Below are 25,885 nucleotides of genomic sequence, written 5' to 3'. Positions count from 1 at the left end.
AGCGGCGACCACGGATTCTATTGCGGCTCCAATCCGAGATTCTTGATTGATTCGAGCCAGATCGGCCCTTCCTTTTCGTAGAGCGCAACCGAGGATGCGCGATCTATTGCCGGCGAGTCGACACCGAAGGCCTCGAGCAGCTTCTGCACACGCTCCGTCTTGCCGCCTTCGACCATCAGCTTGGCGAGCAGTTCGATGCGGTCGGTTGGCGTCGCGGCTGGCGCCACCAGCGTGGTGAAGCTGGTGAGCTGGAAGACATTGCCGGTGACCCCTTGCTCGATGAAGGTCTTGGTTTCGGGCAGTTTCTTCATGCGCACCGGTGTCGGCACGGCAATCGCGCGGCCGACGCCGGTATCGAGCACCGGAAGCGCGGCCTGATAGCTGCCGACCGCCGCCTGGATGACCCCGGCTGCAAAATCCTGCCACATCGGCGCTTCGCCGCGGTAATGCACGATGGAAATGTCGAGGCCGAATTGCCGGTTGAGCTCGGCGACCGCGATATGCGCGAACGAGCCGATACCGTACGACCCTGCCGTGACCTTGCTGCGACGCGCATACGCGACGAACTCTTCGAGCGTCTTTGCAGCGGTGGCGGAATGGACCACCAAAGGCAGATGTCCCGAAGGCGTCACCGCGACGATTGCGAAATCCTTGTCCGGATCATAGGCCAGTGATTTCAGCAGCAGCCGGTTACCGAGCAGGGTGGACGAGATCGTGTACATCAGCGTGTACCCGTCCGCCGGGGAATCCTTCACCGATTGCGCCGCCAGCGCGCCGCTGGCCCCGGTCTTGTTTTCGACAACCACGGGCTGGCCGAGCTTCTGCGAGATATAATCGCCATAGGCGCGGGCGAATGCATCGGTGATGCCGCCTGCCGGCGTGGAGACGACGATCCTGATTGCACGGGTCGGCCAGGCTTCGGCCCAAGCCATTTCTGCAGCGGTCAGTGTCAGGCACGCAATTGCAGCAGCCATGGCGCCGCTAATTCTGGCACATCTCCACACATCGTCCTCCCTTTTTGCACTACGTCATTGGACGTCCCTGTCACACGAGCCTGGGAGGACGTCAACAAACAGGAATATCGTTTCGCTGTGTGAAATTAGTCCCGGCCAGCGGGAGCTGACCATGGCGACGTCGGCCGACGCCGAATTGCTCGGCCTGTCGGGCCTGCGCAATCCCTATCCCGGCAAGCTCGGCGTGGTGGAGGAGGGCGCGCTGGCCGATCTGCTGCTCGTCGACGGCAATCCGCTCGATAACATCCGTCTGGTCGAAGATCCCGCGAAGAACTTTGTGGTGATCATGAAGAGCGGAAGGATTTACAAGGACAGTCTTGCGCGCTGACACGTGCGCACACCGCTCGCATCCCGGGCCCGCAAAATTGGACCGCTTCTAGTCCCGATCGTCAGGAACCGGCTTATTGCACCGCGAAGGGGACGCGATCTGCGGTATTGCGGGAGGCCGCGCAGGGTTTGTCACAATAGGGCTTGTCACAATCTCGGGCCTGTCATCTGAGGCGTGACTTCTAAGCGTCTCCAGAACCAGAAAGAATTTCTCGGCTAGCATGAGTCAAGCTCGCTGACACGTTCATCTCGGTTTCGAGAACAGCGAGATTCGCTATCAATTCGGTCGCTTGCGAATCTCTGAAGCAATTTAGTTCGTGACGATACGCCGAATTGTGACAGCCCTTGCCGGATCTTTGTGCTTGGCGCGTCGTGTGGACGATGATGCGTTGCGACGTAACGTGACTATTCCTCGCGGGCCTGACCGGCTATATGCTGGCGCTCTGTCATTGAACTGTCATGTCACCGGAAATGCTAAAATCAGACGCAACACCGGCTCGCAAAGCTCCGAGCGCGCCGGACGGGACTCCTGTCTCCAAGGACAACAAGAGAACGCAAGTCGTCGCCGGCTTCCTTAGGCAGCCTGAAGCCGCCGAACCCGGTGCGGAACTGACGCCCTTCGAGAGCGCTGTGATTGATCAGTCGCCATCGCAAGGAGCGACACCTGCACCGGATTCATCACAGTCGAACGCTGGCGCGCGTCCCGCCGGTGAAATCGAGCTCAAGCTTCTCGTCGATGCCGATCGCATGGCGCATTTCAACGCCGCGCCTGTCATCGCGGCGAACGCGCGCAACAAGGGCGCGCGAAAACATCTCAAGTCCGTCTATTACGACACGCCCGAGCGCACGCTTCGGCGCAGCGGCCTCAGCCTGCGCGTACGCCAGAGCGGTGCGCGCTTCGTGCAGGCCGTGAAGACCGATGCTGCGGACGATCCGCTGCGCCGTGGCGAGTGGGAGGCGAGCGTGCCGTCGCTTGCGCCGGATGTCGCGCTGGCGATGCCGTTCATTCCGGAGAAGCTTCGCGCCCACCTCGAAGCGCAGCCGCTTGAAGCCGTCTTCACTGCCGACGTTCATCGTCATGCGCGGATGATCGACCTGCCGACCGGCACGGTCGAGATCGCCTTTGACCAGGGCGAGCTGACCGCCGGCGACCGGTCGATGCCCGTGAGCGAGATCGAGCTGGAGCTCAAGAGCGGCAGCGCGAGCACGATCTACGAGATCGCGCTGCGGCTTGCGGAGCACGGAGCCGTGAAGCCGTCGATCCGCACCAAGTCGGCGCGCGGCTTCGATCTTGCCGCCGACAAGCCGCCATCGGCGCGACGCCCGCGAAAACTTCGCCTCGATCCCCAGGTCACGTTGGATGAGGCCTTCGCGACGATCCTGCGCTCCTGCTTCCTTCACCTGCTTCAGTCGCTGCCCGCGGCCGAGGACGGGCGCAATCCGGAAGGTGTGCATCAGCTGCGCGTCGCGCTGCGCCGGCTGCGATCGGCGCTCGACCTGATGCGATCGGTCGGCGCGCTCAGCAATCTCGATGCGCTGCGGTCGGAAGCAAGATGGCTGGCGCAGGACCTGTCCGCCGCGCGTGACTGGGATGTGTTCCAGCTCCAGACCCTGCCGACGATCGCACAAGCCTGTCCTTCGGTCGCGGGCTTCGATGCGCTTGGCCGGGCTGCAGCCCGGTGCCAGTCGGATGCCTATCGCAAGGCGCATCATGCGCTCGACGACCGCCGCTGCGCCGTGTTCCTGATTGGCCTCGGTCAGTGGATCGAGACGCGCGGCTGGCGCAACGACGTTGCCGCCGAAGATCTCGGCCAGCTCGCCGAGCCCGCCGTCAATTTCGCGCAGCGCATCCTGTCGGAGCAATACGCCAAGGTGCTCAAGCGCGGCCGCCGCTTCAAGTCGCTGTCGGCCGACGAGCTGCATCGGGTGCGGCTCGCGACCAAACGGCTGCGCTATCTCGGCGAGTTCCTGCTGCCCTTGTTCGCCGATCGCAAATCCGTGCGGCGGTTCTCGCGCCGGCTCGCCGGTCTGCAGGAGGAGCTTGGCGCCTTCAACGACATGGCGGTCACGGCCTCACTGCTCGATAGGCTCGACGCCGAGCCCGACAGCGCCATCGCCGCGGCGGCGATCGCCGGCTGGCAGGCGCGTGCATCGATCGGCGTGCAGCCGTCGTTGCAAGGCTCGTGGCGGAATTTCACCGCCGCGCGCGTGCCGTGGTCGCGTCAGACTTCACAGGACTGACCGCACACTCCAAAAAAAGTTGCGCCCAGCCATTGGGGGATGGCTGGGCGCGCGCGAACCGGTCTGGGACGGGGAGGGGTGGGGATGTGACCGGGTCGCGTAACTCGTCCTCTCGTAACTACTGATCTCTTGCGCTGGCGGTGGAGACCGCCGGCCTGGTATCGCCGAGCGAGACCCAGACGTTGGGATCGCTCTGCGACTGGCGCTTGACGAAGCGGTAGCCGGTCTCCGTCCAGGCAACGACGTTCTCGTTCTGATTGTCGAGAACGAACTCGCCCTTGTCGGTCTTCACCGTCAGCACCGCGTGCCCTTCGCCCTTCTTGTCGCGCACGACGGTGATGAGCAGGGCCTCACGCGGCCATCCGGCATCCATCAGCATCTTGCGCTTCAACAGCACGTAGTCTTCACAGTCGCCGTAGCCGTCGGTCGGCAGCGACCACTTCTCGATCACGCCCCAGTGCTCCTGGTCGGTCAAAGGCTTGACGGTCTCGTTGACCCAGCGATTGACCTTGACGAGGTCGCGCCATGCAGCCTGCGACATCACGATGTCGCGCGGCTGTGTCGGCGCGCCCTGGCACTGGGCGGCATTGTCCGCACAGAATTCGACCCAGCCGATCGGTGCACGCGTGGTGTCACCGAGGCTCGCGTAGAGCAGGCGGCCTTCGCCGGCCTGCGCTGTCGCGCCGATCCCGAAGAGCATGGCAGCCAGCGCCAGCCCTTTCCCCTGTCCCCTGAAATCGAACATCGTGGCCCCCGTTTTTCTTGTTGGGACCACATTTCGCACGGAGCTTTTGAGTTGCCGCTAAATCGACCAAGTCAAGTCGAGACGAATACAAGTAAAAACCGCGGCGAATTCGATCTATACTTGAATCGAATTCTCGTAAAATTTGAAACAACTGCAATTGATTCAAATTTTATCTGTTAACGCGGAAACGCTGGCGGAACCGTTGTTTGCGCGCGCCCGCAACCCCGGCGTTAACCCGCGCGAACCGCGTCACGATCCACGAAAAGGGCGGCGTCCGCATCGCGGAGGCCGCCTTCGAGGCTGGAAATACAGTGGTTTTAGCGTCCTTGCGCTTTACCGCGCGGTAACGCTCTCTTCGAGTGTCTCGATCGGCTGCGCGTGGACGAACTCCAGCGCGAAGCCGTCTTCGAGGTTTCGGACCACGCGGCCCTGGACCCGGCCAAGCAGGACCGTCGATTTCAGCGGCGGCCGGTTCTCCGCGGCGATCGCGGCGCCAGACAGCGACAGGTCGATGATGCGGCAGGTCATCTTGGTGCCGTCCTCGAGCGTCAGCACCGCGATCGGGTTGCGCGGCACGATGCGGTCGTGGCGGCGGTCCTCCGGCAAATTGAGGATGTCGCGGTTGGCGAGCCAGGTCAGCTGAGCCGCGAGCTTGTCGCGCTTTCTGGGCGTCGCCCCGATCGTCATGGCAAAGCCATTGTCGATGATGCGGGTGATCTTGCCCTCGACCCGGCCGATATGGTCGAGATAGGCGACCACGCGGTCGCCGACATTGCCTATGCCGGGGGCGAGCAGAGCGAGGCCGCCCGGTGACATGTTGATCACCTGGCAGGGGAATTCACGGCGGTCCGGCAGCATGTAGCGGCCGAGCAGGTGCACTTTCACCCGCTGGAAACGCCGACGTTCCTCGGCGGCCGGAAGAAATTTTTTGTTCGCCAACGCCATTTTCACAACCCGACCCCCCGCCTGGCGGAGTCCGGGACGACCCTAAGGTGCATAGGGTTAATGCCGCGTTAGGATCGGTCGCGACTGTGACGGACAGACACAATGCGCTCGAAAAGCCACATCAGGGGCGGGCAGGCCAGCACCGTCAGCGCGCCGAGGTCCAGCGCGACCGCCGCACTCCCCGCCGATTTGGCGAGCCGGCCCGCGACGGCCGGCCCCACCATCATCGCGGCATAGAAGAGCGTATAGAAGACGCCCATGCCGATCGCCCTGGTCTCCGGGGCGAGCACGCGGGCGGCAAGGCTCATGATCGGGCCGGCCGGATGGCCGCCGATCAGCCCGATCAGCACGAGAATCGTGATCACGGCATCGGACCGGGTCAGCCAGGCCAACAGCCCGGCCACCGCGATGCTGGCCATGATCGCCAATATAAAGGGCCGCTTGAAGCGGTCGGCGAGATAGCCGCCGGCCGGCACCGAGATCACCGACAGCCACATCACGATGCTGATTGCCGAGCCCGCCGCCGCAATGCTCCAGCCGTGCTCGACCAGCAGCGACGGCCCGAACGAGAAGATCATGGCGAAGCCGACATTATAGAGACCCCAGATCGCGCCCGCGACGACCACCGCCAGCAGCGCGAGGGGATCGAGGCGGCCCGAGCCGGCCGCGCCGACCGAGGCTCCCGGCGGCGGCTGGTAGAACATGATCAGCACGACGCCGATTGCGGTCAGCGCACCGGCCGCCAGGAACACGGTGCCCGCGCCATGGGCGGTGCCGATCGCAGGCAGCACCAGCAGCGAGATCGCAACGCCCGCCGGCCAGGAGTTGACGAAGATCGCCATCGCGGTTGCGATCTCCTTTCCGGCGAACCAGTCCGCGGCCATCTTGGTGAGCTGCACGGTCAAGAGCACGCCGCCGGCGCCGGAGACGAGCCGGCCCGCCATCTGCCAACCCCAGATGTCGGTTGCTGCCATGACGAGGCTGCCGGCGGTCATCAGCAGCAGCGCGGCGATGGTCGTCGGCTTGTCGCCGAGCGTTCGGCCGATCGCGCCGCCCGGCAGCGCCAGCACGACGCCTGGCGTGAAATAGAGCCCGATCAGAATGCCGATATCGGCGAGGCCGACGCTGAAGGTCTGTTGAAGCAGCGGTGCGACTGCCGCCACACTCTGGAACTGGAACGCGATGGTGAGGCGCACGACGAACAGGATCGCAAGAATGCCCCAGCGATTGCGCAATGCGTCATCCCCCAAAAGTCCTGAGCGTGCGGTGGAGAGACGCCGGAGTCAATCGGGCGCGTCGTAACGTTGCGCCCTCACGCCTTCCTCGTCGCGCGCTGATAGAGCACGCCCAGCAGCGCCAGCAGCACCGCGGCCGACAGCCCGAGCGACCAGTGGATGCCGATCGCCGCGCCAAACAGGCCGACGGTGATGCCGCTGAACGCCCGCATGCCGAGCCCGGCCATGTTGTAGAGGCCGACGACGCGGCCGCGAATGTCGTGCGGCGCGTTCAGTTGGACCAGCGCCTGCGCCATGGTGTTGAACGACAGCTCGAAGAAACCCGCGAAGAACAGCAGCACAATCGCAACCGGGTAGATCCGCACCAAAGCGAAGCCGAGCAGCGCCATGCCCCACAGCATCGCGAGCATGATTGCGGTGCGCGGCGTGCCCTTGAGGCGTCCCCACGATTCCAGCGCGATGCCGGCGAGCAGCGCGCCGCCGGCGTCGGCCGCGAGCAGCACGCTGTAGGAGACCCCGGGATCGCCATGACCGAGATCGCCGGCAAAGCCCGGCATCTGCGCGTGATAGGCGTTGCCGATCATGAAGGAGGTGAGGCCGGCAAGCCATGTCATCGCCGTCAGCACCGGTTGCGTGCCGATGGCGCGGATCGTCAGCATGATGTCGGCAAGGCCACGCACCGCGAAGCGCCGGACCGCCACGCTCTTGTCCCGCACCGGGGCCCAGAACAGCCAGAGCAGCATCGGCAGATAGAACAGCGTGTTGAAGATGATGCCGTGCGAGGTGCCGAGCGTCAGCATGATCACGCCGCCGACCGCAGGCCCGACCAGGATGCCGAGATAGCGCGCCATCGCGTTCAGCCGCACCGCGCTCGGAAGGTCGGCGGGACCGACGAGGTCGTAGAGCAGCAGCTGGTTCGGCGTCTGCCACAACACGCCCGCGCAGCCGTGGATCACCAGCAGCAGCATCGCGTGCCACATCTGGATCGTGTTGGTGACGAAGAAGTACCCCCATCCGGCCGAAGCCGTGATGAACAGCAGCATGCCGCACTGGATGATGCGGCGCGGATCGAACCGGTCGGCGAGCCCGCCGACCGCGACCGAGAACAGCAGGAACGGCAGCCAGTGCGACAGCACGGCAAAGCCTCCCAGCGTCGGCGAATGGAATTTCTGGAACACCACCCAGTAGCTGATCACATGCTCGATATTGTCGGCCATCATCGCCAGCACGTAGGCCGTGAACTGGAGGCGGTAGGGCACGGATTTCATCGCCGCGAACGAGCCGGACGCGGCCACGGGATTTTGGGGAAGGGGGTTCAAGCGATCACCAGGAAAGGACTTTTGCGGCCTTACACGTTAGCCGGCCCGTGCTCAAGACACTTGGGTGTGTCCCGTAGCCCGGATGAGCGAAGCGATATCCGGGGCCGCATTTCCCCGCATGTCGCTTCGCTCATGCGGGCTACGAGACTGCACGCTTGGCACGAGCGCACATCTCACATACGCTTTCCATCAGCCCGCACCAATCAATCATAACAGACGGGCAGCGAGGAAGCCGCCATGGACCAGATTCGCGTCTGCACCCACGCAGGGCCGGGCTCGGAGCCCGTCATCCGCACCGTGCCGTGGCCGAAGGTCGGCAAGAAGGCCGCGCTGATCAAGGTCGGCGCCTGCGGCGTCTGCGGCACCGATTTGCACATTCTCAAGGGGCATTGGCCGAAGCCGCTGCCCTGGCCGTTCACGCTCGGCCACGAGCTCGGCGGTGTCATCGTCGAATGCGGCAACGAGTTCACCGAGGACTTCATGAGCAAGCCGCTGAAAGTCGGCTCGAAAGTGATGATCCCGCCACTGATGCCGTGCGGCCACTGCTATTACTGCATCCACTATCCCCAGACCGCGAACAAATGCCTGACGCCGGTCTATTACGGCCGCTATCTCGGCTTCGACAAGGCGCCGCACATGTGGGGCGGCTGGGCCGAATATGTCTATGTCGATCTCGAGATGCTGCCGGGCACCAAGATCTACAAGCTGCCCGACGACATGTCGCTGCGCCTCGGTGCACTGTCGGAGCCGCTGACCTCCTGCATCCGCGCCTTCAACCGCGCCACCCGCGCCGGCGGTTTCAGCTGGGGCGATACGGTGGTGATCCAGGGCTCGGGCCCGATCGGCATTCTCGCGGTCGCGGCGGCAAAGGAGATGGGAGCAGGGCGCGTGATCTGCGTCGGTGCGCCGGAGGAGCCGCGGCTGAAGCTCGCGCGCGAGTTCGGCGCGGAGGCGACGGTGAACATCGAGGAGCTGAGATCGCCGCAGGAGCGCATCGCGCGCGTGCGCGACATCGTCGGCGGCTTCGGCGCCGATCTGGTGATGGATTGCTCGGGACATCCCACAGCCGGCCCCGAAGGCATCGAGATGCTGCGCGACGGCGGCACCTATGTCGAGATGGGCCAGTTCACCGACGCCGGCTCGATCGAAACCTCATGGCACCGCATCTGCACCAAGGACCTCAACGTGCTGGGCTCCTGGGGCTTTACCGGCAACGATTTGCCGCTCGGCGTCGACATGCTCTACCGCACGCGCGACAAATATCCCTGGCTGAAGATGCAGACGATCTATCCGTTCACGGAAGCGGGCGTCGCGCAGGCGGTGAGGGATGCGATGGCGATGAAGACAGTGAAGTCGACGATCGTGCCGTGGCCGGAATTGGTGGAATAGGCAATGCCGCCCATCCCCGACGATCTTGCGCCGTTCCTGGTCGAAGCCAAGCGGCGCACCTATGCAGGCCTCGACGACGATGCCACTGTCGCCACACCGCTTCTCGCCGGCTCAAAACAGCTCGAGCACCGCGCGCCGCCTTATGCCTATCGCGATATCTATTTCGGGATGGGATTTTTCGTCGGGCAGGAGACGGTGTCGCACGACGGGCGCGTCGTCTGGTCGATGAGCTACAGCGGCGGCGCCCGCGCGGAGATCACGGACCGGGAGACCTTTCTGACGATCTACAAATTCCTGCGCCAGGCGCTGCTGGGCGTGAGCGTCGAGCAGCCCTACCGGGGACCGCGCCTGTTCGAGCAGGCGGGCATGGTCTATCGCAACGGGGTCTCGGGCGCGCTCGATCGGTTTCATGGTGTCGAGACGATTGCGCGGCATGATGGCGCACCGCTCTATGAGCTGAACTACAGTGGTGGCTTGTTGCGATAGTTTGCGAGTAGCCCGGATGAGCGCAGCGACATCCGGGTGCTTGTGGACGGAGTTGTCCCGCATATCCCTTCGCTCATGCGGCTACGCTTGGCCTCGGATGGAGCGCAGTCGGAACAGGCGATGCCCATAAAGTTCCATCAGGAATCCCCGAGTTATTCACGCTGAGGTGAAACTTAGGCCCAAGTTCCGGCTTTCACTCTCGCAGGAGAGGTGCCGTGAAGCGAATCCTGAGACCCGTCACTTACGTCTTGGCCGCCATCTACTTTGTGGTGGATGCAGTCTTCATGGCTGTGGCCAAGCCGATATCCAACTGGCTTGCGCGCCATTTCGAATTCAGGCGATTGCGGGCCTGGATCAGATCGCTGCCGCCTTATCCCTCGCTCGCCTTGTTTTCCGTGCCAGTGATCATTCTGGAGCCGATCAAGCCTGTAGCGGCGTACCTTGCCGCGACCGGGCAGGTTCTGAGCGCGGCGGTGACCTTCATCATCGGTGAACTGCTCAAGCTCGTGCTGGTCGAGCGCCTGTTTCATCTCACGCGCGACAAGCTGATGAAAATTCCGGCATTCGCCTGGGTGTACGGGAAGTTCGCCCAGGCGAGGGCCTGGCTACAAGCAACCGAAGCCTGGCGCGCCATTCGCGCCCTGAGCTTTGCAGTGAGAGACGCTGCGGCGCGGGCAAGAGCCTGGCTGGTCGGCGGCGTCAGCAAGCTGGTGACCTCGCGGGATTAGGGCCCGCGCGCATTTCTCCCTAAGCGAGCTTGCGCGCCGCGGCCGTGGCCCTGTCGCCGGTGTTCGGCGTGCCGGTCGGCTCGATCAGCATGAGGTGAACCTCCTCGCGCGCCACCGGGCGATGCTCGACACCCCTGGGCACGACATAGAGCTCACCCGGACCGAGCGTCACGGTGCGATCCCGCAATTCGATGTCCAGATGGCCTTTCAGGACGAGAAAGAAATCGTCGGTGTCGTCATGCTTGTGCCAGGTGAACTCGCCCTTCACCTTCACCACCATCACGTCGCAATCGTTGAAGGTCGTGACCGTGCGCGGTGACCAGAAATCCCCAAAAGTCGCGAGTTTGTCGGCAAGCGAAATGCTGTCGGCCATGGTTTCCCCCGTTGTCATGTCGTGAGGCTGGATTTGGGAGCGAATGGCCGGCGCAACAAGGTCGTATCCGTTAACCTGTCGAGGTGGCCGCAAAAGTCCGCTGCAACCTTCAGGCGCGGTTCTTTCCGTCAAGCCATGCATCACAGGCATGGTGCTTTCCGAGCGCTTGGCGTAAAGAGCATCCAAATCAAATCGCCCCGTGCGGCTGGCCTTCTGCCCCGCACGCCGGCTCAGGTCCGCCGGTCTACCGTTTGCGCGCCTGAATTAACCAAGGTTTTCCATCTCGTGTCTTTTCCGGCCCTGACCCCGCCGCTCGCCCGAGCTTTGGCCGAGCGGAACTATGATTCACCGACCCCCGTCCAGCTGGCCGTGCTCGCGCACGAAGCGGCCGGCCGCGACCTGCTGGTTTCGGCCCAGACCGGCTCCGGCAAGACCCTCGCTTATGGCCTTGCCATGGCCAGGGATCTGCTCGGCGACACCGAGCAGTTCGAGCAGGCCGGTGCGCCGCTCGCCTTGATCGTGGCGCCAACCCGCGAGCTGGCCTTGCAGGTCCAGCGCGAGCTGGCATGGCTGTATGGGCACGCGGGCGGGCGCGTCGTCTCCTGCGTCGGCGGCATGGATCCGCGCCGCGAGCAGCGCGAGCTGGCCGCCGGCGCGCACATCGTCGTCGGCACGCCCGGCCGGTTGTGCGATCATCTGCGGCGCAATCGCCTCGACATCTCGGAATTGAAAGCGGTCGTCCTCGACGAGGCCGACGAGATGCTCAATCTCGGCTTTCGCGAGGACATGGAATTCATCCTCGAGACCACGCCGGAGGCGCGCCGCACCTTGCTGTTCTCGGCGACGTTCCCGCGCGGCATCGTCGCGCTCGCCCGGCAGTATCAGCGCGACGCCTTCCGCATCGAGGTCGCCGGCGACGAGGGCGGTCATGCCGATATCGAGTATCGCGCGATCCGAATCGCACCCGCCGATAGCGAGCATGCGGTCGTCAACGTGCTGCGCTTCTACGAGGCGCCGAGCGCGCTGGTGTTCTGCAGCACGCGCGATCACGTCAGGCATTTGCAGGCGGCGCTGCTGGAGCGCGGCTTTTCCGTCGTCGCTCTGTCGGGCGAATTGACGCAGAACGAGCGAACCATGGCGCTGCAGTCGCTGCGCGACGGGCGCGCCCGCGTTTGCGTGGCGACCGACGTTGCCGCCCGCGGCATCGACCTGCCGAGCCTCGACCTCGTCATCCAGGCCGATCTGCCCAACGACCCCGAGGTCATGCAGCATCGCTCGGGCCGAACGGGACGCGCTGGCCGCAAGGGGACGAGCGTCCTGCTGGTGCCGCCTGCGCGGCGGCGCCGCGCAGAGCTGCTGCTCAATCTCGCAGGTGTCGACGCGGCCTGGGGAACGGCACCGCAGGCGGAAGAGATCCGCAAGCTCGATCACGAGCGCATGAAGGACGTGTTGTTCACGGAAGAGACGACCGCCGACGATCTGGTGCTGGCGCAGGCGCTATTGGCCGAACGGTCGGCCGAGGATATCGCCGCCGCGCTGGCGCGGCTCTATCGCGCGCGCCTGCCGTCGCCCGAGGACATCATCGATCCCGGCGAGCGAACCGGCCGGCCGCGCGACGACCGGGGGCGCGATAAATTCCAGGATAGAGGCGCGGGCGGCGACGATCGTCCCGCCAGGCCTCGATCCAAATCCGAAAAATCGTCGTCGCGTCACGGCATGGCGGAGGCGACCGTATGGTTCCGGGCCGCCATCGGACGACGGAAGAATGCGGAGGCGCGCTGGCTGCTGCCGATGATCTGCCGCCGCGGCGGCATCGACAAGCGCGACATCGGCGCCATCAAGATCATGGACACCACCACCGAGTTCGAGATCTCCGAGCGGGTCGCGGACTCCTTCGCCGTCAAGGTCAAGCGTCCGGACAAGGAAGACAGCATCCGCATCGAAGCGATGGCGGACGCCCCGCAGCGGCAGGCGCCGTCGGAAGAGCGGTCACATGCGCCGCGGCGCGAGAGGGACGACAGCGATCATCGTGAACGTCGCGACGATCGCCCGCGCGAGGCACGTGAATTCAAGCCGCGGGACAAGGGGCACGGCGAACGCAAGCCGAAATTCGACGATGCGCCGTCTTTCGGAAAGAAGAAGCACAAGAACAAGCCGGGCCACGCAGAGCCTTCGGTCACGCCGTGGCCCGTGAAGGGCGCGCCGGGAAAGAAGCCGAAGAAGAAAAAGCACCGCGGCTGAACTCCGGCCGCGCCCCGCCGTTACGTCGCGGCGAGGTCGCGCAGCATGTAGGTCGCGCCTTCGCCGTAGGATGCGAGCTTCCTGCACAGCTCCGCATTTGCCGCGACGGGCCGAAAGCCGAAACGTTCCCACAGCGGCCGCGTGGTGTAGACCGACACCAGCGCGAGAGTCGTGATGTGTGATGTGCGCGCCAGCGCCTCAATGCCGGCGACATAGGCGCGCAGGACGCCGCCGCGAAAGTCCGGCAGCACCGCGACATCGTGCACATAGAGGCAATCCGCATCGCCGGGCAGTTGTCGGAGGAAGCCGTCGAGTGGCGGAATCCGGTGCTGTGTCCAGGGATGCGAGAGGCCGTAGCCGACGATCGTATTGTTCGTGGCAAGCACGCGGCAGCCGTCAGGATAGAGCCGCATCTTCTCCGCGAACACGTCGGGACGCTCGGGCAGGTCGGGATGGATCCGCGCTGCGATCGCGCTCATCGCGGGCAGGTCGGATGCGCGCGCGGGACGCCAAAGCGGCTTGCTCACGTCGGTCGGTCTCATCTGTCCAGTTTATTCCGTCGCGATGCGGCGCAAAGCGAAAAATATCCTTGTCGCCGTCTCAGGAATACGAAGGCGCGTGCGGCGTCCTATCCATGCAAGCCCATTGCATGACAGGAGACACCATGACGTCCTCGATCCGCCTCGCGCTCACGCTCGCCGTCGCGCTCGCGATTGTTCCCGCCGCCTTCGCCGCGCCGCCGACCAAGACCGGCAAGACCGACAAGGGCAACGTGCTCACCGACGCCAAGGGCATGACACTCTATACGTTCGACAAGGATATGGACGGCAAGTCGGCCTGCAACGGTCCGTGTGCGACGAATTGGCCGGTGCTGAAGGCCGAGGCCAGCGACGCCGCGGGCGACGGCTACACCATCATCACGCGTGACGACGGCTCGAAGCAGTGGGCCTACAAGGGCAAGCCGCTCTACACCTTCGCCAAGGACCAGAAGCCCGGCGACATCACCGGCGACGGCTTTCTGAACGGCGCCTGGCATCTGGCGATGCCCTGACGGATCGCGCGCGGATCCGGTGCGTCGTCCTGCAGGGGCAGGCGCACCGGGCCGCACGCGGGTCGGCTATCTCGGGTATTCGAGCTGCATCGCGACGAAATCGCCCGTGTGCGGCCCGTAGCGCGCGTCGATGGCGCGCAGTGTCTCATCCAGCGCCTGCGCCGGCGGCAATACGGCCGTGGCCGGCGGCGTCTGCGTTGCCGGCCAGTCGGTCGCGATCCGGTCCGGCAGGATGCGAAGGCCGCTGCGGCTCGTCTGCGCATCCGCCGTTGAAGCGTAGGTGAACGCGCGGGAGCGATAGGTCCGCGACCATGCATCGGCGGTCAGCGCGAGGGATACCTCATCGATGCCCGGTGTCAGCGCAATCCCGAGTTGCTCGCGATTCCACAATGCCAGCGTGTTCGCGATCGCTGTCAGGGCGAACGGGCGCGTGAACCGGAACGCGTCGCTGCGATGGCGCGCATCCCATTCCGCAAGCCCGATGTCGCGGGCGACAGTTTCGGCCCTGGCGCGGCCGGCGATCGCCTCGATCAGGGTGAGGGCCATCGGCATCGACGCGGTGATGCCGGTGGTCGTGGCGACGCCGCGGTCGACGACCAGCCGGCGGTCCGCGGCATAGCGGATCGCGACATGCTTCTTCAGATCGGGCACGGAATACCAGTGCGTCGTGGAGCGCTTGCCATCGAGCAGCCCGGTGTTGGCGAGGACCATGGCGCCGACGCAGACGCCGATGACAATCGCACCCTTGCCGGCCTGGCTTCTGATCCACTGCAAGGCGATCGCGTCATCTTCAGGTGTCATCGCGGGCACGATGACGAAATCGGCGCCCTCGGGATGCGCGGCGTCGAACGCAGCGATCGTCGCGTGCGGCTGCACTTTCAGTGCTGGATAGAGTGTGACCGGCCCCGGCTGTGTCGCCAGTGTGACGACGTCGGCGACATCGGCGCGCGCGAGGATGCCGTAGGGCATCAGATAGTCCGTGGTCTCGCTTCTGTCGTTGATGCCGATGATGGCAATCAGCGGGCGTTTTCGCTTTGGCGGCTTCAGCGCGGTGAGCGTCGCCTCCACCTCGTCGCGTGATATTGCAGGCGCGCTTCCCCGTGCCGGCGAGCCCGGCAGCAACAATAGCCAGGTTCCGCCGACCGCCACGAGCAGCGCCACGCAGCCGAGAGCGCTCCACGCCAGAATGCGCCAACTCATGATGATGTCATCCGATCGTGGTTGTCTCACGCGGCGCGGAAGCTAGCCGCTCGGAGCAGCTCGCGAAATGACGCAAATCCAGCGAAAAAGGTCATGCCGCAGGCGCGATCATTTGCTTCGCAGCAGCAGCATTCCTGCACTGATCTCAAGTTGGCGCGTGCGATCGCGACAACTTCAAAGATGTAAAATGCGGCGTGCGCCGCTTCGCCGCATGGATTGAATTAATTTAGGCCGAGAGTCCGAAAGCGAACCGAACCTGTGACTTTCGTCGGCCATAGTCGGCTCAGCAAGGGGGCGGGGGCGGTTATCCGCAGCAACAATCCACCGCGTTGAAAATGACGGCGCAAGCAGTGGTGTCCCGGTGCTGCGCGCACCTGGACGCGTCGGGGAGTCTTCAATCCATTATCTAGTTTCGCTTGAAAGGATGAAAGCCCGTGAGTGATGCCAACGTGAAAGCCGATACGAATGCCGCTCCGCAGGACAAAGGAGCCAACGGAAGCGCAAAGCTCCAGTTCGACATACCGTTCTTCAACATGCAGACGATCTTCGGCGATCTCGCCGGACAGGGGGCGACACGGGCCCAGGCAAATTTTGCGCAGATGAAGGCGACGTCCGAGGCTCTCTGTGATGCCTGTTCGACCAATGCCAGGCGCACCGCCGACTACGGCACCAGGGTCATCGAGATATCCCGCATCAATACCACCTCCACACTGGAATTCCTCTCCGAGCTTGCCGATGCGAGGTCGTTTGCCGATCTCGTAAACCTCTCCACCTCCCACAGCCGCAAGGTCCTTGAAGAAACTTCGGCCCAGAACCGCGAGCTCTGGGATCTCGCCCAGAAGGTCGCGACCGAAACGGCCGAGCCGATCAAGCAGAGCTTCAACCGGGTCTTGCGTAGCGCTGCTTGAATCGAAGCGGTTGGCCGCGGATCGGCTGGACGAGCGTCTTCGCAAGAAGAGGCGCCGTCCGGCCGGTTGCGGCCCCTCATTGTCGAGGTGACGCCAAGCTGGAGGACATCAGGATGGGTATGGTCATGATCAAGTGCCCGGAAACGGGAGATGCCATTCCGACGGGCATCGAGATGGATCGCGAAAGGTTTCGGTGCAGCACGGTGTTCTTTTCGCGCACCTATTGCCGGGTGTGCGCGGCGACGCACGAATGGTTCGCCAGGGAGGCCTGGGTCTACGATTCGGTGCTGACGAACGGGAAGCCCGGAGGCGGACAGCCGTTACGCGCCGGCGCGGCGTGAAGCAGCCTTGACGCATCCTGCGTGACGATCCGGTCGATCCTGCGGCTCATCACCTTGTAGCACTCGCATGCGGCGGCCTCGAGCCGATGCCGGTCGATCTCGATGTGGCCGCGCCGACTGGATTTGATGGCCCTTGATGTTCGAAGAGCGCTCACCACGTGCGTGACCGTGGTGCGCCGGACGCCGAGCAATTCCGACAGCGTCTCCTGCGTCAAGGGCAGGACGTCGCCGCCATCCGTCCGATCGTGAATGTGAAGCAGCCAGCGGGCGAGGCGCGCTTCGACGGAATGCAGCGCGTTGCAGGCCGCGACGTGCTGGACTTGCGTCAGTATCGCCCTGCTGAGAATCTGAACGACCTTTGCGACGGCGGGACTGCGTTCGAGCGCCGCCTGAAACCGCGCGGGCGAGATCTGCCACGCGTCCCCGGCCACCCGGACGACCGCGGTCATCGGTGATCGGGTCGGGCCGAGCGCCGTCATGAGTCCGACCGCACCGTCGTTGCCGATCACGGCAGTTGCCGCCGTCTGTCCGTTCGGCAATTCCATGATGAGGGCGATCGCGCCGCTGCAGGGAAAGTAGAGATGCTCGATCTTGTCGCCCGATCGCACGAGGACTGCATCGTGCTGGAGCAGGACCTTCCGCAAATGCGGTGCAAGCAATGCGAAATCGGCCGGCGGCAACGCAGCTAACAAGCGATTACCAACTCTGGTCGCGTGCTCCATCCAGGAATCTTCCCTCGACGGAGGCCCGGCGGCGAGCAAAGACATCGTCTCCGACCGAGCCGCGTTGCCGCACTGACACCTGTCACGGCAAACGGACTAACGCGCATCAACGCCCAAGGTTCCAATGATCGCAGATGCGCGGGACGGTCTGTGCCATCAGCCAGTGCTCGCATCGCGCGTGCTTTATGCAGGTGGGGCCGGTATCAGGCCATAGCGCAGCATCGTCGCTTTCATCTGGGCTGGATCGGGTGTGCCGGCCGAGAGGAGCGCTGCCATGTCCCTGAAATATTGCGGTCCAAGCACGCCCGGGCTCAGGATGCACAGACATGTCGCGGGACTGCCCGACCGATTGGTGAAGCCGTGCACGATTCCGCGCTTGATGAAGACGGATTCTCCCGGACCAAGATCGGTCTGCGCGCCGTCGATCATCCACGTCGAGACGCCGTTGAGCCCGTAGATCGTCTCGTCCCAGCGGTCATGATAGTGCGGAATGGGCATCCGCGCATTCGGCTGCAACGTCATTTCGAACACATCGACGCTGCCGCCGGTGTCGTCCTTGGTGTGCAGGAAGCGGAGCTGAAGCGAGCCGATATCGATCGTGTCGGGCATGACTATTCTTCCAGATATGGCTGTTCTTCCAAATGAGAGACAGTTTCGAGCTTACGCCGAAGTGCGCGCCTAGCGCAGCCCCTCATACACCATCAGGCCGCGTGCGATCTGCAATTTGCGGATGGCGCGCGGCAGCAGTTTCTCCGGCTGGTGCAGGTAGCGCCAGGAGGTGAGGGTGAACGGGCCTAGCGCGCCGCATTCGTCGTCGAACGGCGCCAGCACGCCGGTCACGCTCACCGGCGTATGCGGGCGGGCGTTGAAGGGCAGCAGCAGCAGCTCGAGATGCGCCTTGCTGCCATCCTCGCGCGCGGCGGTGAGGCCGGCGATCGCACCCAGCGTCTCGTCGGCGACGATGGTCGTGATTTCCTCGATCTCGCCGCGGGCGGGTTCGGTAAACAGCGCCCCGAAGCTCCGGTCCTTGAGGTCGAGCCCTGCGAGCGCGCAGACGCGCGTGCCGGCGACGCGGAACGGGAAGCCGAGGTTTTGCTCGCAGGACAGCACGAAGATGTCGCCGAGCAGGCCGCGGACGGCGGCCGGGTCGATGTCGGCCCGGTCAGGGGCCCGCGCAGTGCCGCGCTTCTTGTCCCAATACGCGAAGAATGCGCGGCTCGACGGATGTTTCATGACTGAACGCTCGCCCCGGGGCGCTACCTCGCGGGACAAACCTGTCCCGCTTCAGTGCACCCGCGATCCCTTCTGTTGTTGTGCAGGAGGGGATTTGCAGCGTCCATGCCGCTGGGGCGTTTTCGCGCCCGTTAAGCCGGTCTTTGCGTCGTTAACGTTAAATTAACTATGCGCTTTGCCCCGGCAGCGCGCCTGCTAAGGTGATCGCGGTCGCAAGCCTCGCCGCTTTCTCCAGGTTCTCGGCGAGGTCTGTACACAGGCGTCAAACAGTTTGGTCACGGGCCGGGGAGGGGTGGGGATACACCTTCATTCCTCTGGCACGGAAGGCCGACACGGACAGGCAGGGCTTTCCCAGGGCCCTGCCTTTTCCTTTTGTGCACTTGCGCAAGGCTGGCAAAGGCGACTATCTCCAAGTGGACCGCTCCGATCGCGCTGAAAGCGAAGCTGCCTTGGATTCTCCGCACGATTCTCCGCCGCAAGGTTCTCAGCCGGACCTGCCGGCCGGCCATGAGGAGGCTCCGCGCGAGCCGATCCTGACGCTGCCCGCGGCGCTGACGGCCTATATCGTCCTGCTGGCGGTGATCCATCTGCGGGTGCTGCTGCCGCCGGAGATCGAGAACTGGACCATCGACGTCTTCGGCTTCATCCCGAAGCGCTACGATTCCTCGTTGCTCAACCTGCAGATTCCCGGCGGCACCGGCGCCAAGGTCTGGACCTTCGTCACCTATTCGCTGCTGCACGCCAATCTGACCCATCTCGGCTTCAACGTGCTGTGGCTGCTGCCGTTCGGCAGCGCGCTGGCGCGGCGCTTCGGCGCCGTCAGGTTCTTCCTGTTTCTCGCGGTGACGGCGGCGGCCGGCGCGCTCGCCCATCTCGTCACCCACGAGCATGCGGTCGCGCCGATGATCGGCGCCTCGGCTTCGGTGTCGGGTGCGATGGCGGCGGCGATCCGCTTCGCGTTCGTTCGCGGCAGCTTCCTGTCGTTCAGCCGTTCGGACGCCGATACCGCCGCAAGGGTTCCCGCGCTGCCGCTGTCGCGCGCATTGCGCGACGGGCGGGTGGTCGGATTCCTCGCAGTGTGGTTCGGCGTCAACATCATCTTCGGCGTCGGTGCGATCGGGGTCGATTCTGAGACCACGAGCGTTGCCTGGCAGGCCCATATCGGCGGCTTCTTTGCCGGCCTGTTGCTGTTCGCGCTGTTCGATCCCGTGCCGCGGGTGCGAAACGATGCTGCGGATGCGTCATCACAGGACGTTTCAGACCATATTTGAAGCGGCGCTTGCGAGGCGGCCCGAATTCATCCATCATTCGCGTGAAGAATGTTCCGAAGCGACAAGCCGATAGAGGCGGCGCTTCGCAAAGCGCGCGAGGGTGAAACCCGCGCCAAAACTGTTAGTTGAAGACTCGAAGAACAAGTTCGGACCGCCAACAGGCGGACGGCTCCGCTTCAGGGAGGCGACAATGACGGTACGTTCCATTCTCAACACCAAGGGCCACCAGATCATGAGCGTCGAGCCCGACGCCAAGCTGGCTGCCGCGATCAAGCTGCTCGGTGAAAAGAAGATCGGCGCGGTGCTGGTGATGAACCAGAGCCGGCTCGAAGGTATCCTGTCGGAGCGCGACATCGTCCGCGTGCTCGGCGAGCGCGGCGCGTCCGTGCTGGAGGAACCCGTGAGCCAGGTCATGACCCGCAAGGTCGTGAGCTGCAAGGAGACCGATACGGTTGCCGAGATCATGGAGATGATGACGACAGGCAAGTTCCGCCATCTGCCCGTGATCGACAACGGCAAGGTGGTCGGCCTGATCTCGATCGGCGACATCGTCAAATGGCGTGTCCGCGAATACGAGACCGAGCAGGAAGCCCTGCGCGACTACATCAAGACGGCCTGATCGCGCCTTACTCGCCCGCTTTCGGCGCGGTGCCCTCGGGCGCCGGCGCCAGCACATGGATCGCCTCCTGGATCGACTCCAGCGCGCGCTCGGCGGCGCGGGTGCCGAATGCGATGAGGTCGTCGGCGCGGTGGAAGTCGAACCAGCCGATCTGGCCGATCCGCGGTGTGATCAGCAGGTCCGGCGGATCGCCGGCGAGGCGGGCGCGGGTGATGCGGTCCTGCATGATGTTGAAGGCATCGACCATCACCGAGGAGATGCCGGGCCGGCCGCCGCCGCCGAAGAACTCGCGCTTCACGGTCTTCTCAGGCGAGAACAAGCGCGGAAAGCGCCGCTTGGTCGTCGTCTCTTCGACCGCAGCCGCCGCCGCCCCCGGCATCGCGCCACCGTGCGAATAAATCGTCGTGGAATGGGTGAAGATGTCGCTGGAAAGATTTGCAGCGATGACGATTTCAGCGCCGAGGGCGCGGGCGGCCGAGACTGGGACCGGATTGACCAGCGCGCCGTCGACCAGCCAGCGGTCGCCGATCAGCACCGGCGCGAAGATGCCGGGCAGGGCATAGGAGGCGCGCATCGCATCGACCACGCGGCCGCGCGTCAGCCAGATCTCGTGGCCGGTGCGGACCTCGGTCGCGACGGCGGCGAACTTGATGGGCAAGTCCTCGATCAGGGTCTGGCCGCACGCTGCCTCGAGCCGGGTCGCCAGCTTCTCGCCGCCGATCAGGCCGGAGCCATTGAGGCGGATATCGAGATAGCCGAGGATGGTGCGCATGCCCTGCAGGCTGCGGCCCCATTCTTCCAGCGTGTCGATCTTGCCGGCCGCATAAAGGCCGCCGACCACGGCGCCGATCGAGGTGCCGACCACGACGTCGGGCACGATGCCGTTGGCGACCAGGGTCCTGATGATGCCGATATGGGCAAAGCCGCGGGCGGCGCCGCCGCCCAGCGCAAGGCCAATGACGGGTCGGCGGGTTGGCCCGAGACCGATCTTCTCTCCGTTCGAGCCGTTCGCGCCCCGACCCTTCAATCTGTCCAGCACCGAAAGTCTCCTACGCCGGGGCCAGCCCGCTCCGTCAGATTAGGCACCGCCCTTGTGCTCCGCCATCTCAGGCGCGGAGCATGGTTTATGCCGCTTTGGGAGGGGCGCTGGGCAGGAGTATGGCGAGGGGCGGTTGCCTTAAGTCTAATCACGCAGGCGTCAGCCCGGTTCCACAGAACCGTACCGGGCCGTATTTCTTGGGGTTTCAGAGGCTTGAATTTGCCGCGTTTTCGGTGAAAAGCAGGAGGTATGACTCTCGGGGGTGACGGCATCATCGGATGGCGGCGCAGCGTATCGTTGCTGCCGGCGCTGACCCTTGCCGCCTGCCTCGTCACCTTGGGCCCGGTTACCTTTGGCCAAGGTGCTGCTCGGGCGCAGCTTTTCTCCGATCGGCCGCCGCCGGTGCCGCCCGCCTCGGTCCCCGATCCCGGCGGGGCTGTGAGCCTGGCGCCGCCCTCCGGCCCGGGCGCCGGCCCCCCCAGCCTGCCGCCGACCCTGACGCAGCCGACAACCCCCAGCATGCCGCCGCCCGCGGTCACGACCGTGCCGCCGGCCGCGCCGCTCAATGCGGCCGTGCCCGGTCAGGGCGTGCTGTCGCTGACCGCGAAATACGGCAAGGATTCCCCTGCGATCAACAGCGGCCTGGTCTGGCGCGTCTTTGCCGACCGTCCCGACGAGAACGGCACCTTCAAGCTGATCCGCGAGGATCGCAGCGCCACGCCCAACATCGTGCTGCCGCCGGGTAATTACGTCGTGCACGTCGCCTTCGGCCTCGTCAGTGCGGTGCGCACCGTCAGCCTGAAGGCCGAGACCGACCGCGAATCCTTCGTGCTGCCGGCCGGCGGCCTGCGCATCGAGGGCCGGGTCGGCACCAGCCGCATTCCGCAGAACCAGATCTCGTTCGCGATCTACAAGGGCAGCCAGTTCGAGTCCGGAGAGCGCGCCTCGCTGGTGCCGAACGTCGCCGCCGGCGACGTCGTGCTGATCCCGGAGGGCACCTACTACATCATCTCCAACTATGGCGACGCCAACTCGGTGGTGCGCTCGGACATCCGCGTCCAGGCCGGCAAGCTCACCGACGTCACCATCACCCACCGCGCCGCTGTCATCACCCTCAAGCTCGTCAGCGACAGGGGCGGCGAGGCGCTCGCCAATACCGCCTGGTCGGTGCTGACCCCGGGCGGCGACGTCATCAAGGAATCGATCGGCGCCTTCCCGCGTGTCGTGCTGTCCGAAGGCGAATACCGCGCCATCGCCAAGAACGAAGGCAAGGTCTACGAGCGCGGCTTCAACGTCGTGAACGGCGTCGACGGCGAAGTCGAAGTCGTCGCGCGGTAGTTTGCTGTCCCAGCGCACCGCCGGAGTGGCGCTGCGCTGCGTCCGGGGCACGAGACCTTCTCATTTCCGATACCGCAGCGCCTCCACCTGCACCGCGAAGGCCGGCGGCGGCTGCCGGCGACGCGAGCGATTTCCGCAACATCGTACCGCGCTTCTCATCCAGCGCACGAGAATTCAATCAAACGCCGCTCGGTCTGCTCGGTGAGATCGCCTCCCCGAAGAAAGTGACGCCGGCGCAGATCGCGCTGGCTTGGCTGCTCGCGCAGAAGCCGTGCGAAGCGATCGCTATCCCGCGAATCTGCTAACGCGGGTCGACCGCTAACGTTGTCATCGAGGTCCGGTGAGCATTCGCTTACCGGAACTTTCGCGCCTGTGTACTGATTTGAATACCCCTGCCAGCGCTACCAAGCTGCATCGGAAGAGCGACAAACACCGTCATCGTCTGCTTATTCCGGACGCGTCGCGCGTTCACCACAGCGGTGCATGATACTCATTTCCGATAATCAATCTTATTCTCTTTCCATCCTGCTGGGTTATATGTCGGGCATCCGTCTAACGGAGGAAGCCGGAGCAGGCTCGTGCGTCTGCGAGACCGGCAGGGAGCAGGGGACCAAGCTCGTCGGCATGTTCGAAGTGATCCTCATCAGGCGTAAGCGGTTTGGCTGGCGGTGGCAGGTCTGCGACCAGTCCGGCAAGATATTTGCCGATGGCTTCGAGCGCACCCGGCCGTCCGCCAAATATCATGGCGAGCGCGCGTTGTTCTTCCTGCTGTCGCAGACCTACCACCTGCGCAATCGCTCGGCCGCGTCCAGCGAGGACTAGCTGCACGCAGCTTTTCGTAGCCCGGGCGGAGCTTCGCTCATCCGGGCTGCGAGTTCAGACATCGACGACCAGCTTGCCCTTGGCGGCGTGATCCCTGATCTGCACATAGGCCTCGCCAACATTCTCAAGTGTGAAACGCCTCGCATCGATGAGCGGCACGAGCTTGCCGGCTTCAACGAGGCGCGTGGCTTCACGCATGATCTCGCCATGATGCGCGCGGCCTTCGCCCGACAGCAGCGGCAGCAGCGTGAACACGCCGGAATAGGTCGCGGCGCGGAACGACAGCGGCGCCAGCGCGTGCGTGCCCCAGCCGAGCGCGCTCACCACATGGCCGAAGCGGCGTACGGCTTCAAAGGACGCGTCCAGCACCTTGCCGCCGACGGTATCGTAGACGATGTCGAAGCCGCGACCGCCGGTGTGCTCGGCGACGTAGGTTTCGACAGCGATGGTCCGGTCGATGAAGGTCGCGCCAAACCCTTCGATGGTTGCGCGCTGCGATGACGAGGCGGTCGCGAACACCTCCGCTCCGGAGGCGCGCGCGATCTGGATCGCGACATGACCGACGCCGCCCGCGCCGCCATGGATCAGCACCTTGTGTCCGGCCGCCACGGACGCGCGGTCGACCAGGCCTTCCCAGGCCGTGATGAAAATGAGAGGCAGTGCGGCTGCCTCGCGCATGCTGAGATTGGCGGGCTTGAGCGCCAGCAGGTCGGCATCGACGGCCGCGAATTCGGCCAGCGATCCCTGCACGCCGCCGACGCCACCCGTCATGCCGAATACGTCGTCGCCCGGCTTGAACCGCGTTACGTCGCGTCCGGTCTGCTCGACCACGCCGGCAAGATCGAGTCCGAGAATTGCGGGCAGCGGATGGCGCGCATGTGCCGCCGCGCCGGCATGGATCTTGGTGTCGAGCGGATTGACCCCACTCGCGCGCACCCGCACCAGCACCTCGCGCGGCCCGATCTCGGGTGTGGAGACGGTCGAGAGGCGTAAGGGAGCGTTGTGGGTTTCAAGGACGGCCGCCCGCATCGTCGATTGTCTCGCCATGATGGTCTTGCTCCGTTGCAGGCCTCCAATATGCACATGAATTTTTGCATGAGAAGGAATAACGATGTACGACTGCCGTGCAGTTTTGTATGGGGCGATCTCGATGGACTGGAGCGACCTGCGCATCTTCCTGGCGATCGCGCGCGAAGGCACGCTCGGAGCTGCAGCGCGTAAGATCGGCCAAACCCAGCCGACCATGGGACGGCGGCTGCGCGCGCTCGAAATGGCGCTGGGACAGACGCTGTTCCAGCGCACCGCCGACGGCTTTGTGCTCACTGACGAGGGCACTGCTGTGCTTGGGCATGCTGAGCGGATCGAGGAAGAGACGCTCGCGCTGGAACGGCATGTCAGCGGCGCGGAGACACAGCTCGACGGCCACCTGCGCCTGTCGTCATCGGACTGGTTCGGAACGGTGATGCTGTCGCCGGTCATCGCCTCCTTCGGCAAGCGCCATCCCGGGGTGACGGTCGAGCTCCTGACCGATGCGCGTCTCTACAGCCTGCCGCGCCGCGAGGCCGATCTCGTCTTCCGCATCAAGCGGTTCAGCGAGCCCGAGGTGGTCTCGCGAAAGCTGCTGCACATTCCGTACGCGCTCTACGGCAAGAAAGGCAGCAAGCTGCCAGGTGCCGGCGACGGCAGCGGCGTCCGCGTCGTGACCATGAATGCCGAATTCGCCGACATGCCCGACGCCGTCTGGCTGAAGCGTACGCTGCCGAACGCGGCTATCGCCGCGCGCAGCAACAACAGGCAGGTGCAGGCTGAGTTGTGTGCCGGCGGTAGCGGATTCGCAGTGCTGCCGCGCCCGCTCGGTGACCGCGATCGCCGCCTCGTCGCAGTCGACATCGGCGCGGCGCCGCCCGGCCGTGACACGTATGTCGGCTATCACCGCGACCTCAGGCGCCTGGCGCGTCTGCGCGCGTTGCTTGATCTCGTGATTGAGAAGCTGGCATGACGGTTTCGTAGGGTGGGCAAAGGCGCGCGCTTTGCGCGCCGTGCCCACCATCTCCTGACGATCACATTTGGCATGGTGGGCACGCTTCGCTTTGCCCATCCTACAAGGCCTTGCGCTAACCGTCGGCAAAACACCCAAGCCGTCGGTCAACGCGCGTCGAGAAAAATATTCCACTTTACCGAAATTCGGAATTGGCGGATAGTGCGCGCACTCCGGCCCAAGGAAGAGGGGCGTATCGCGATCGTCACGAACGCGGGCCGGGCGGCGGTGGACGCAGATGGCATCGGCGCGAACGGGTTT

General features: G+C 64.8%; 25 protein-coding genes and 2 pseudogenes. 14 read left to right on the top strand and 13 right to left on the bottom strand.

Annotated features, from left to right (window positions below; translation table 11 throughout):
* Positions 1 to 17: 17 nt before the first annotated feature.
* Entirely contained in the window at positions 18 to 974 is a 957-nt protein-coding gene (locus RAD15_RS38205) for a Bug family tripartite tricarboxylate transporter substrate binding protein (protein WP_458183870.1), read from the bottom strand.
* A 145-nt stretch (positions 975 to 1,119) separates the two neighbouring features.
* Between RAD15_RS38205 and RAD15_RS38200 the strand changes: the two are divergent.
* Together RAD15_RS38200 and RAD15_RS38195 are read left to right on the top strand one after the other, a co-directional pair.
* A pseudogene (locus RAD15_RS38200) lies at positions 1,120 to 1,341 on the top strand (amidohydrolase family protein); the annotation flags it as partial.
* 470 nt (positions 1,342 to 1,811) lie between these two features.
* Complete coding sequence (locus tag RAD15_RS38195; protein WP_458183869.1) at positions 1,812 to 3,581, top strand: CYTH and CHAD domain-containing protein; 1,770 nt, start codon at positions 1,812 to 1,814, stop codon at positions 3,579 to 3,581.
* Positions 3,582 to 3,699: 118 nt separating this feature from the next.
* Here the strand turns inward: RAD15_RS38195 and RAD15_RS38190 are convergent, their stop codons facing one another.
* From RAD15_RS38190 to RAD15_RS38175, 4 genes are all read right to left on the bottom strand, one after another.
* Positions 3,700 to 4,326, bottom strand: coding sequence for a transglutaminase-like cysteine peptidase (locus RAD15_RS38190; protein WP_458183868.1), 627 nt, complete (start codon positions 4,324 to 4,326; stop codon positions 3,700 to 3,702).
* Positions 4,327 to 4,659: 333 nt separating this feature from the next.
* The gene (locus tag RAD15_RS38185; protein ID WP_008140941.1) at positions 4,660 to 5,271 is read right to left on the bottom strand and encodes a PilZ domain-containing protein; all 612 of its coding nucleotides are present in this window, start codon (positions 5,269 to 5,271) and stop codon (positions 4,660 to 4,662) included.
* A 68-nt stretch (positions 5,272 to 5,339) separates the two neighbouring features.
* Positions 5,340 to 6,506: an MFS transporter gene (locus tag RAD15_RS38180; protein ID WP_458183867.1), complete on the bottom strand. Its 1,167-nt coding sequence runs from the start codon at positions 6,504 to 6,506 to the stop codon at positions 5,340 to 5,342.
* A gap of 77 nt (positions 6,507 to 6,583) precedes the next feature.
* A complete protein-coding gene (locus tag RAD15_RS38175) occupies positions 6,584 to 7,825 on the bottom strand; it encodes an MFS transporter (RefSeq protein WP_458183866.1) in 1,242 nt (413 codons plus the stop codon).
* Positions 7,826 to 8,062: 237 nt separating this feature from the next.
* Here RAD15_RS38175 and RAD15_RS38170 point away from each other — a divergent pair, with 237 nt between their 5' ends.
* The 3 genes from RAD15_RS38170 to RAD15_RS38160 all read left to right on the top strand — a co-directional run bounded on the left by RAD15_RS38170 (position 8,063) and on the right by RAD15_RS38160 (position 10,428).
* A complete protein-coding gene (locus tag RAD15_RS38170) occupies positions 8,063 to 9,214 on the top strand; it encodes a zinc-binding dehydrogenase (RefSeq protein WP_458183865.1) in 1,152 nt (383 codons plus the stop codon).
* 3 nt (positions 9,215 to 9,217) lie between these two features.
* Complete coding sequence (locus RAD15_RS38165) at positions 9,218 to 9,700, top strand: DUF5680 domain-containing protein (protein ID WP_458183864.1); 483 nt, start codon at positions 9,218 to 9,220, stop codon at positions 9,698 to 9,700.
* 215 nt (positions 9,701 to 9,915) lie between these two features.
* Positions 9,916 to 10,428, top strand: a complete 513-nt coding sequence (locus RAD15_RS38160; RefSeq protein ID WP_458183863.1) for a hypothetical protein — start codon at positions 9,916 to 9,918, stop codon at positions 10,426 to 10,428.
* 19 nt (positions 10,429 to 10,447) lie between these two features.
* Here RAD15_RS38160 and RAD15_RS38155 read toward each other — a convergent pair whose 3' ends face one another.
* A complete protein-coding gene (locus RAD15_RS38155) occupies positions 10,448 to 10,801 on the bottom strand; it encodes a cupin domain-containing protein (RefSeq protein ID WP_458183862.1) in 354 nt (117 codons plus the stop codon).
* A gap of 285 nt (positions 10,802 to 11,086) precedes the next feature.
* On the opposite strand from RAD15_RS38155, the gene RAD15_RS38150 reads away from it, so the two are divergent.
* On the top strand, positions 11,087 to 13,042 hold the full coding sequence (locus tag RAD15_RS38150) for a DEAD/DEAH box helicase (RefSeq protein WP_458183861.1): 1,956 nt from the start codon (positions 11,087 to 11,089) through the stop codon (positions 13,040 to 13,042).
* A gap of 20 nt (positions 13,043 to 13,062) precedes the next feature.
* Here RAD15_RS38150 and RAD15_RS38145 read toward each other — a convergent pair whose 3' ends face one another.
* Entirely contained in the window at positions 13,063 to 13,569 is a 507-nt protein-coding gene (locus RAD15_RS38145; protein WP_458183860.1) for a GNAT family N-acetyltransferase, read from the bottom strand.
* Positions 13,570 to 13,706: 137 nt separating this feature from the next.
* On the opposite strand from RAD15_RS38145, the gene RAD15_RS38140 reads away from it, so the two are divergent.
* The gene (locus RAD15_RS38140) at positions 13,707 to 14,093 is read left to right on the top strand and encodes a COG4315 family predicted lipoprotein (RefSeq protein ID WP_458183859.1); all 387 of its coding nucleotides are present in this window, start codon (positions 13,707 to 13,709) and stop codon (positions 14,091 to 14,093) included.
* Positions 14,094 to 14,159: 66 nt separating this feature from the next.
* Here the strand turns inward: RAD15_RS38140 and RAD15_RS38135 are convergent, their stop codons facing one another.
* Complete coding sequence (locus RAD15_RS38135; RefSeq protein WP_458183858.1) at positions 14,160 to 15,293, bottom strand: DJ-1/PfpI family protein; 1,134 nt, start codon at positions 15,291 to 15,293, stop codon at positions 14,160 to 14,162.
* Between the two features lie 434 nt (positions 15,294 to 15,727).
* Between RAD15_RS38135 and RAD15_RS38130 the strand changes: the two genes are divergently transcribed.
* Positions 15,728 to 16,201 (top strand): phasin, encoded by a 474-nt coding sequence (locus RAD15_RS38130; RefSeq protein WP_458183857.1) that lies wholly within the window; start codon positions 15,728 to 15,730, stop codon positions 16,199 to 16,201.
* Positions 16,202 to 16,475: 274 nt separating this feature from the next.
* On the opposite strand, the gene RAD15_RS38125 is transcribed toward RAD15_RS38130, so the two are convergent.
* The 3 genes from RAD15_RS38125 to RAD15_RS38115 all read right to left on the bottom strand — a co-directional run bounded on the left by RAD15_RS38125 (position 16,476) and on the right by RAD15_RS38115 (position 18,497).
* On the bottom strand, positions 16,476 to 17,264 hold the full coding sequence (locus RAD15_RS38125) for a Crp/Fnr family transcriptional regulator (RefSeq protein WP_458183856.1): 789 nt from the start codon (positions 17,262 to 17,264) through the stop codon (positions 16,476 to 16,478).
* Between the two features lie 183 nt (positions 17,265 to 17,447).
* Entirely contained in the window at positions 17,448 to 17,873 is a 426-nt protein-coding gene (locus RAD15_RS38120; RefSeq protein ID WP_458183855.1) for a cupin domain-containing protein, read from the bottom strand.
* Between the two features lie 69 nt (positions 17,874 to 17,942).
* The gene (locus RAD15_RS38115) at positions 17,943 to 18,497 is read right to left on the bottom strand and encodes a PAS domain-containing protein (protein ID WP_458183854.1); all 555 of its coding nucleotides are present in this window, start codon (positions 18,495 to 18,497) and stop codon (positions 17,943 to 17,945) included.
* 449 nt (positions 18,498 to 18,946) lie between these two features.
* Here RAD15_RS38115 and RAD15_RS38110 point away from each other — a divergent pair, with 449 nt between their 5' ends.
* Both RAD15_RS38110 and RAD15_RS38105 read left to right on the top strand, forming a co-directional pair.
* On the top strand, positions 18,947 to 19,768 hold the full coding sequence (locus tag RAD15_RS38110) for a rhomboid family intramembrane serine protease (protein WP_458183853.1): 822 nt from the start codon (positions 18,947 to 18,949) through the stop codon (positions 19,766 to 19,768).
* A 190-nt stretch (positions 19,769 to 19,958) separates the two neighbouring features.
* Positions 19,959 to 20,387 carry a CBS domain-containing protein gene (locus RAD15_RS38105; RefSeq protein ID WP_458183852.1) on the top strand — a complete coding sequence of 143 codons (429 nt, stop codon included), beginning with the start codon at positions 19,959 to 19,961 and terminating at the stop codon, positions 20,385 to 20,387.
* Positions 20,388 to 20,394: 7 nt separating this feature from the next.
* Here the strand turns inward: RAD15_RS38105 and RAD15_RS38100 are convergent, their stop codons facing one another.
* Positions 20,395 to 21,426, bottom strand: coding sequence for a patatin-like phospholipase family protein (locus RAD15_RS38100; RefSeq protein ID WP_458183851.1), 1,032 nt, complete (start codon positions 21,424 to 21,426; stop codon positions 20,395 to 20,397).
* Positions 21,427 to 21,675: 249 nt separating this feature from the next.
* On the opposite strand from RAD15_RS38100, the gene RAD15_RS38095 reads away from it, so the two are divergent.
* The 3 genes and pseudogenes from RAD15_RS38095 to RAD15_RS38085 all read left to right on the top strand — a co-directional run bounded on the left by RAD15_RS38095 (position 21,676) and on the right by RAD15_RS38085 (position 23,586).
* Positions 21,676 to 22,764: a hypothetical protein gene (locus RAD15_RS38095; protein ID WP_458183850.1), complete on the top strand. Its 1,089-nt coding sequence runs from the start codon at positions 21,676 to 21,678 to the stop codon at positions 22,762 to 22,764.
* A gap of 119 nt (positions 22,765 to 22,883) precedes the next feature.
* Positions 22,884 to 23,036: pseudogene (locus tag RAD15_RS38090) on the top strand (aldo/keto reductase); the annotation flags it as partial.
* Positions 23,037 to 23,247: 211 nt separating this feature from the next.
* Entirely contained in the window at positions 23,248 to 23,586 is a 339-nt protein-coding gene (locus RAD15_RS38085; RefSeq protein WP_458183849.1) for a hypothetical protein, read from the top strand.
* Between the two features lie 54 nt (positions 23,587 to 23,640).
* On the opposite strand, the gene RAD15_RS38080 is transcribed toward RAD15_RS38085, so the two are convergent.
* Positions 23,641 to 24,633, bottom strand: coding sequence for a zinc-dependent alcohol dehydrogenase family protein (locus RAD15_RS38080; protein ID WP_458183848.1), 993 nt, complete (start codon positions 24,631 to 24,633; stop codon positions 23,641 to 23,643).
* 103 nt (positions 24,634 to 24,736) lie between these two features.
* Between RAD15_RS38080 and RAD15_RS38075 the strand changes: the two genes are divergently transcribed.
* Positions 24,737 to 25,585 carry a LysR family transcriptional regulator gene (locus RAD15_RS38075; protein WP_458183847.1) on the top strand — a complete coding sequence of 283 codons (849 nt, stop codon included), beginning with the start codon at positions 24,737 to 24,739 and terminating at the stop codon, positions 25,583 to 25,585.
* Positions 25,586 to 25,885: the final 300 nt, after the last annotated feature.

This window comes from Bradyrhizobium sp. 14AA (assembly GCF_054185205.1).
The sequence above is the reverse complement of the archived record's forward strand: the minus strand, read 5'-3'. Positions and strand labels throughout refer to the sequence as shown.

What these genes read in the sequence shown, in the direction of transcription:
- RAD15_RS38075 (WP_458183847.1), top strand. Translation starts at nt 24,737, where the DNA reads ATGGACTGGAGCGACCTGCGCATCTTCCTGGCGATCGCGCGCGAAGGC.
- RAD15_RS38205 (WP_458183870.1), bottom strand. Translation starts at nt 974, where the DNA reads ATGGCTGCTGCAATTGCGTGCCTGACACTGACCGCTGCAGAAATGGCT.
- RAD15_RS38115 (WP_458183854.1), bottom strand. Translation starts at nt 18,497, where the DNA reads ATGAAACATCCGTCGAGCCGCGCATTCTTCGCGTATTGGGACAAGAAG.
- RAD15_RS38155 (WP_458183862.1), bottom strand. Translation starts at nt 10,801, where the DNA reads ATGGCCGACAGCATTTCGCTTGCCGACAAACTCGCGACTTTTGGGGAT.
- RAD15_RS38185 (WP_008140941.1), bottom strand. Translation starts at nt 5,271, where the DNA reads ATGGCGTTGGCGAACAAAAAATTTCTTCCGGCCGCCGAGGAACGTCGG.
- RAD15_RS38120 (WP_458183855.1), bottom strand. Translation starts at nt 17,873, where the DNA reads ATGCCCGACACGATCGATATCGGCTCGCTTCAGCTCCGCTTCCTGCAC.
- RAD15_RS38095 (WP_458183850.1), top strand. Translation starts at nt 21,676, where the DNA reads ATGACTCTCGGGGGTGACGGCATCATCGGATGGCGGCGCAGCGTATCG.
- RAD15_RS38190 (WP_458183868.1), bottom strand. Translation starts at nt 4,326, where the DNA reads ATGTTCGATTTCAGGGGACAGGGGAAAGGGCTGGCGCTGGCTGCCATG.
- RAD15_RS38195 (WP_458183869.1), top strand. Translation starts at nt 1,812, where the DNA reads ATGCTAAAATCAGACGCAACACCGGCTCGCAAAGCTCCGAGCGCGCCG.
- RAD15_RS38080 (WP_458183848.1), bottom strand. Translation starts at nt 24,633, where the DNA reads ATGGCGAGACAATCGACGATGCGGGCGGCCGTCCTTGAAACCCACAAC.
- RAD15_RS38170 (WP_458183865.1), top strand. Translation starts at nt 8,063, where the DNA reads ATGGACCAGATTCGCGTCTGCACCCACGCAGGGCCGGGCTCGGAGCCC.
- RAD15_RS38135 (WP_458183858.1), bottom strand. Translation starts at nt 15,293, where the DNA reads ATGAGTTGGCGCATTCTGGCGTGGAGCGCTCTCGGCTGCGTGGCGCTG.
- RAD15_RS38125 (WP_458183856.1), bottom strand. Translation starts at nt 17,264, where the DNA reads ATGGAGCACGCGACCAGAGTTGGTAATCGCTTGTTAGCTGCGTTGCCG.
- RAD15_RS38165 (WP_458183864.1), top strand. Translation starts at nt 9,218, where the DNA reads ATGCCGCCCATCCCCGACGATCTTGCGCCGTTCCTGGTCGAAGCCAAG.
- RAD15_RS38085 (WP_458183849.1), top strand. Translation starts at nt 23,248, where the DNA reads ATGATACTCATTTCCGATAATCAATCTTATTCTCTTTCCATCCTGCTG.
- RAD15_RS38105 (WP_458183852.1), top strand. Translation starts at nt 19,959, where the DNA reads ATGACGGTACGTTCCATTCTCAACACCAAGGGCCACCAGATCATGAGC.
- RAD15_RS38140 (WP_458183859.1), top strand. Translation starts at nt 13,707, where the DNA reads ATGACGTCCTCGATCCGCCTCGCGCTCACGCTCGCCGTCGCGCTCGCG.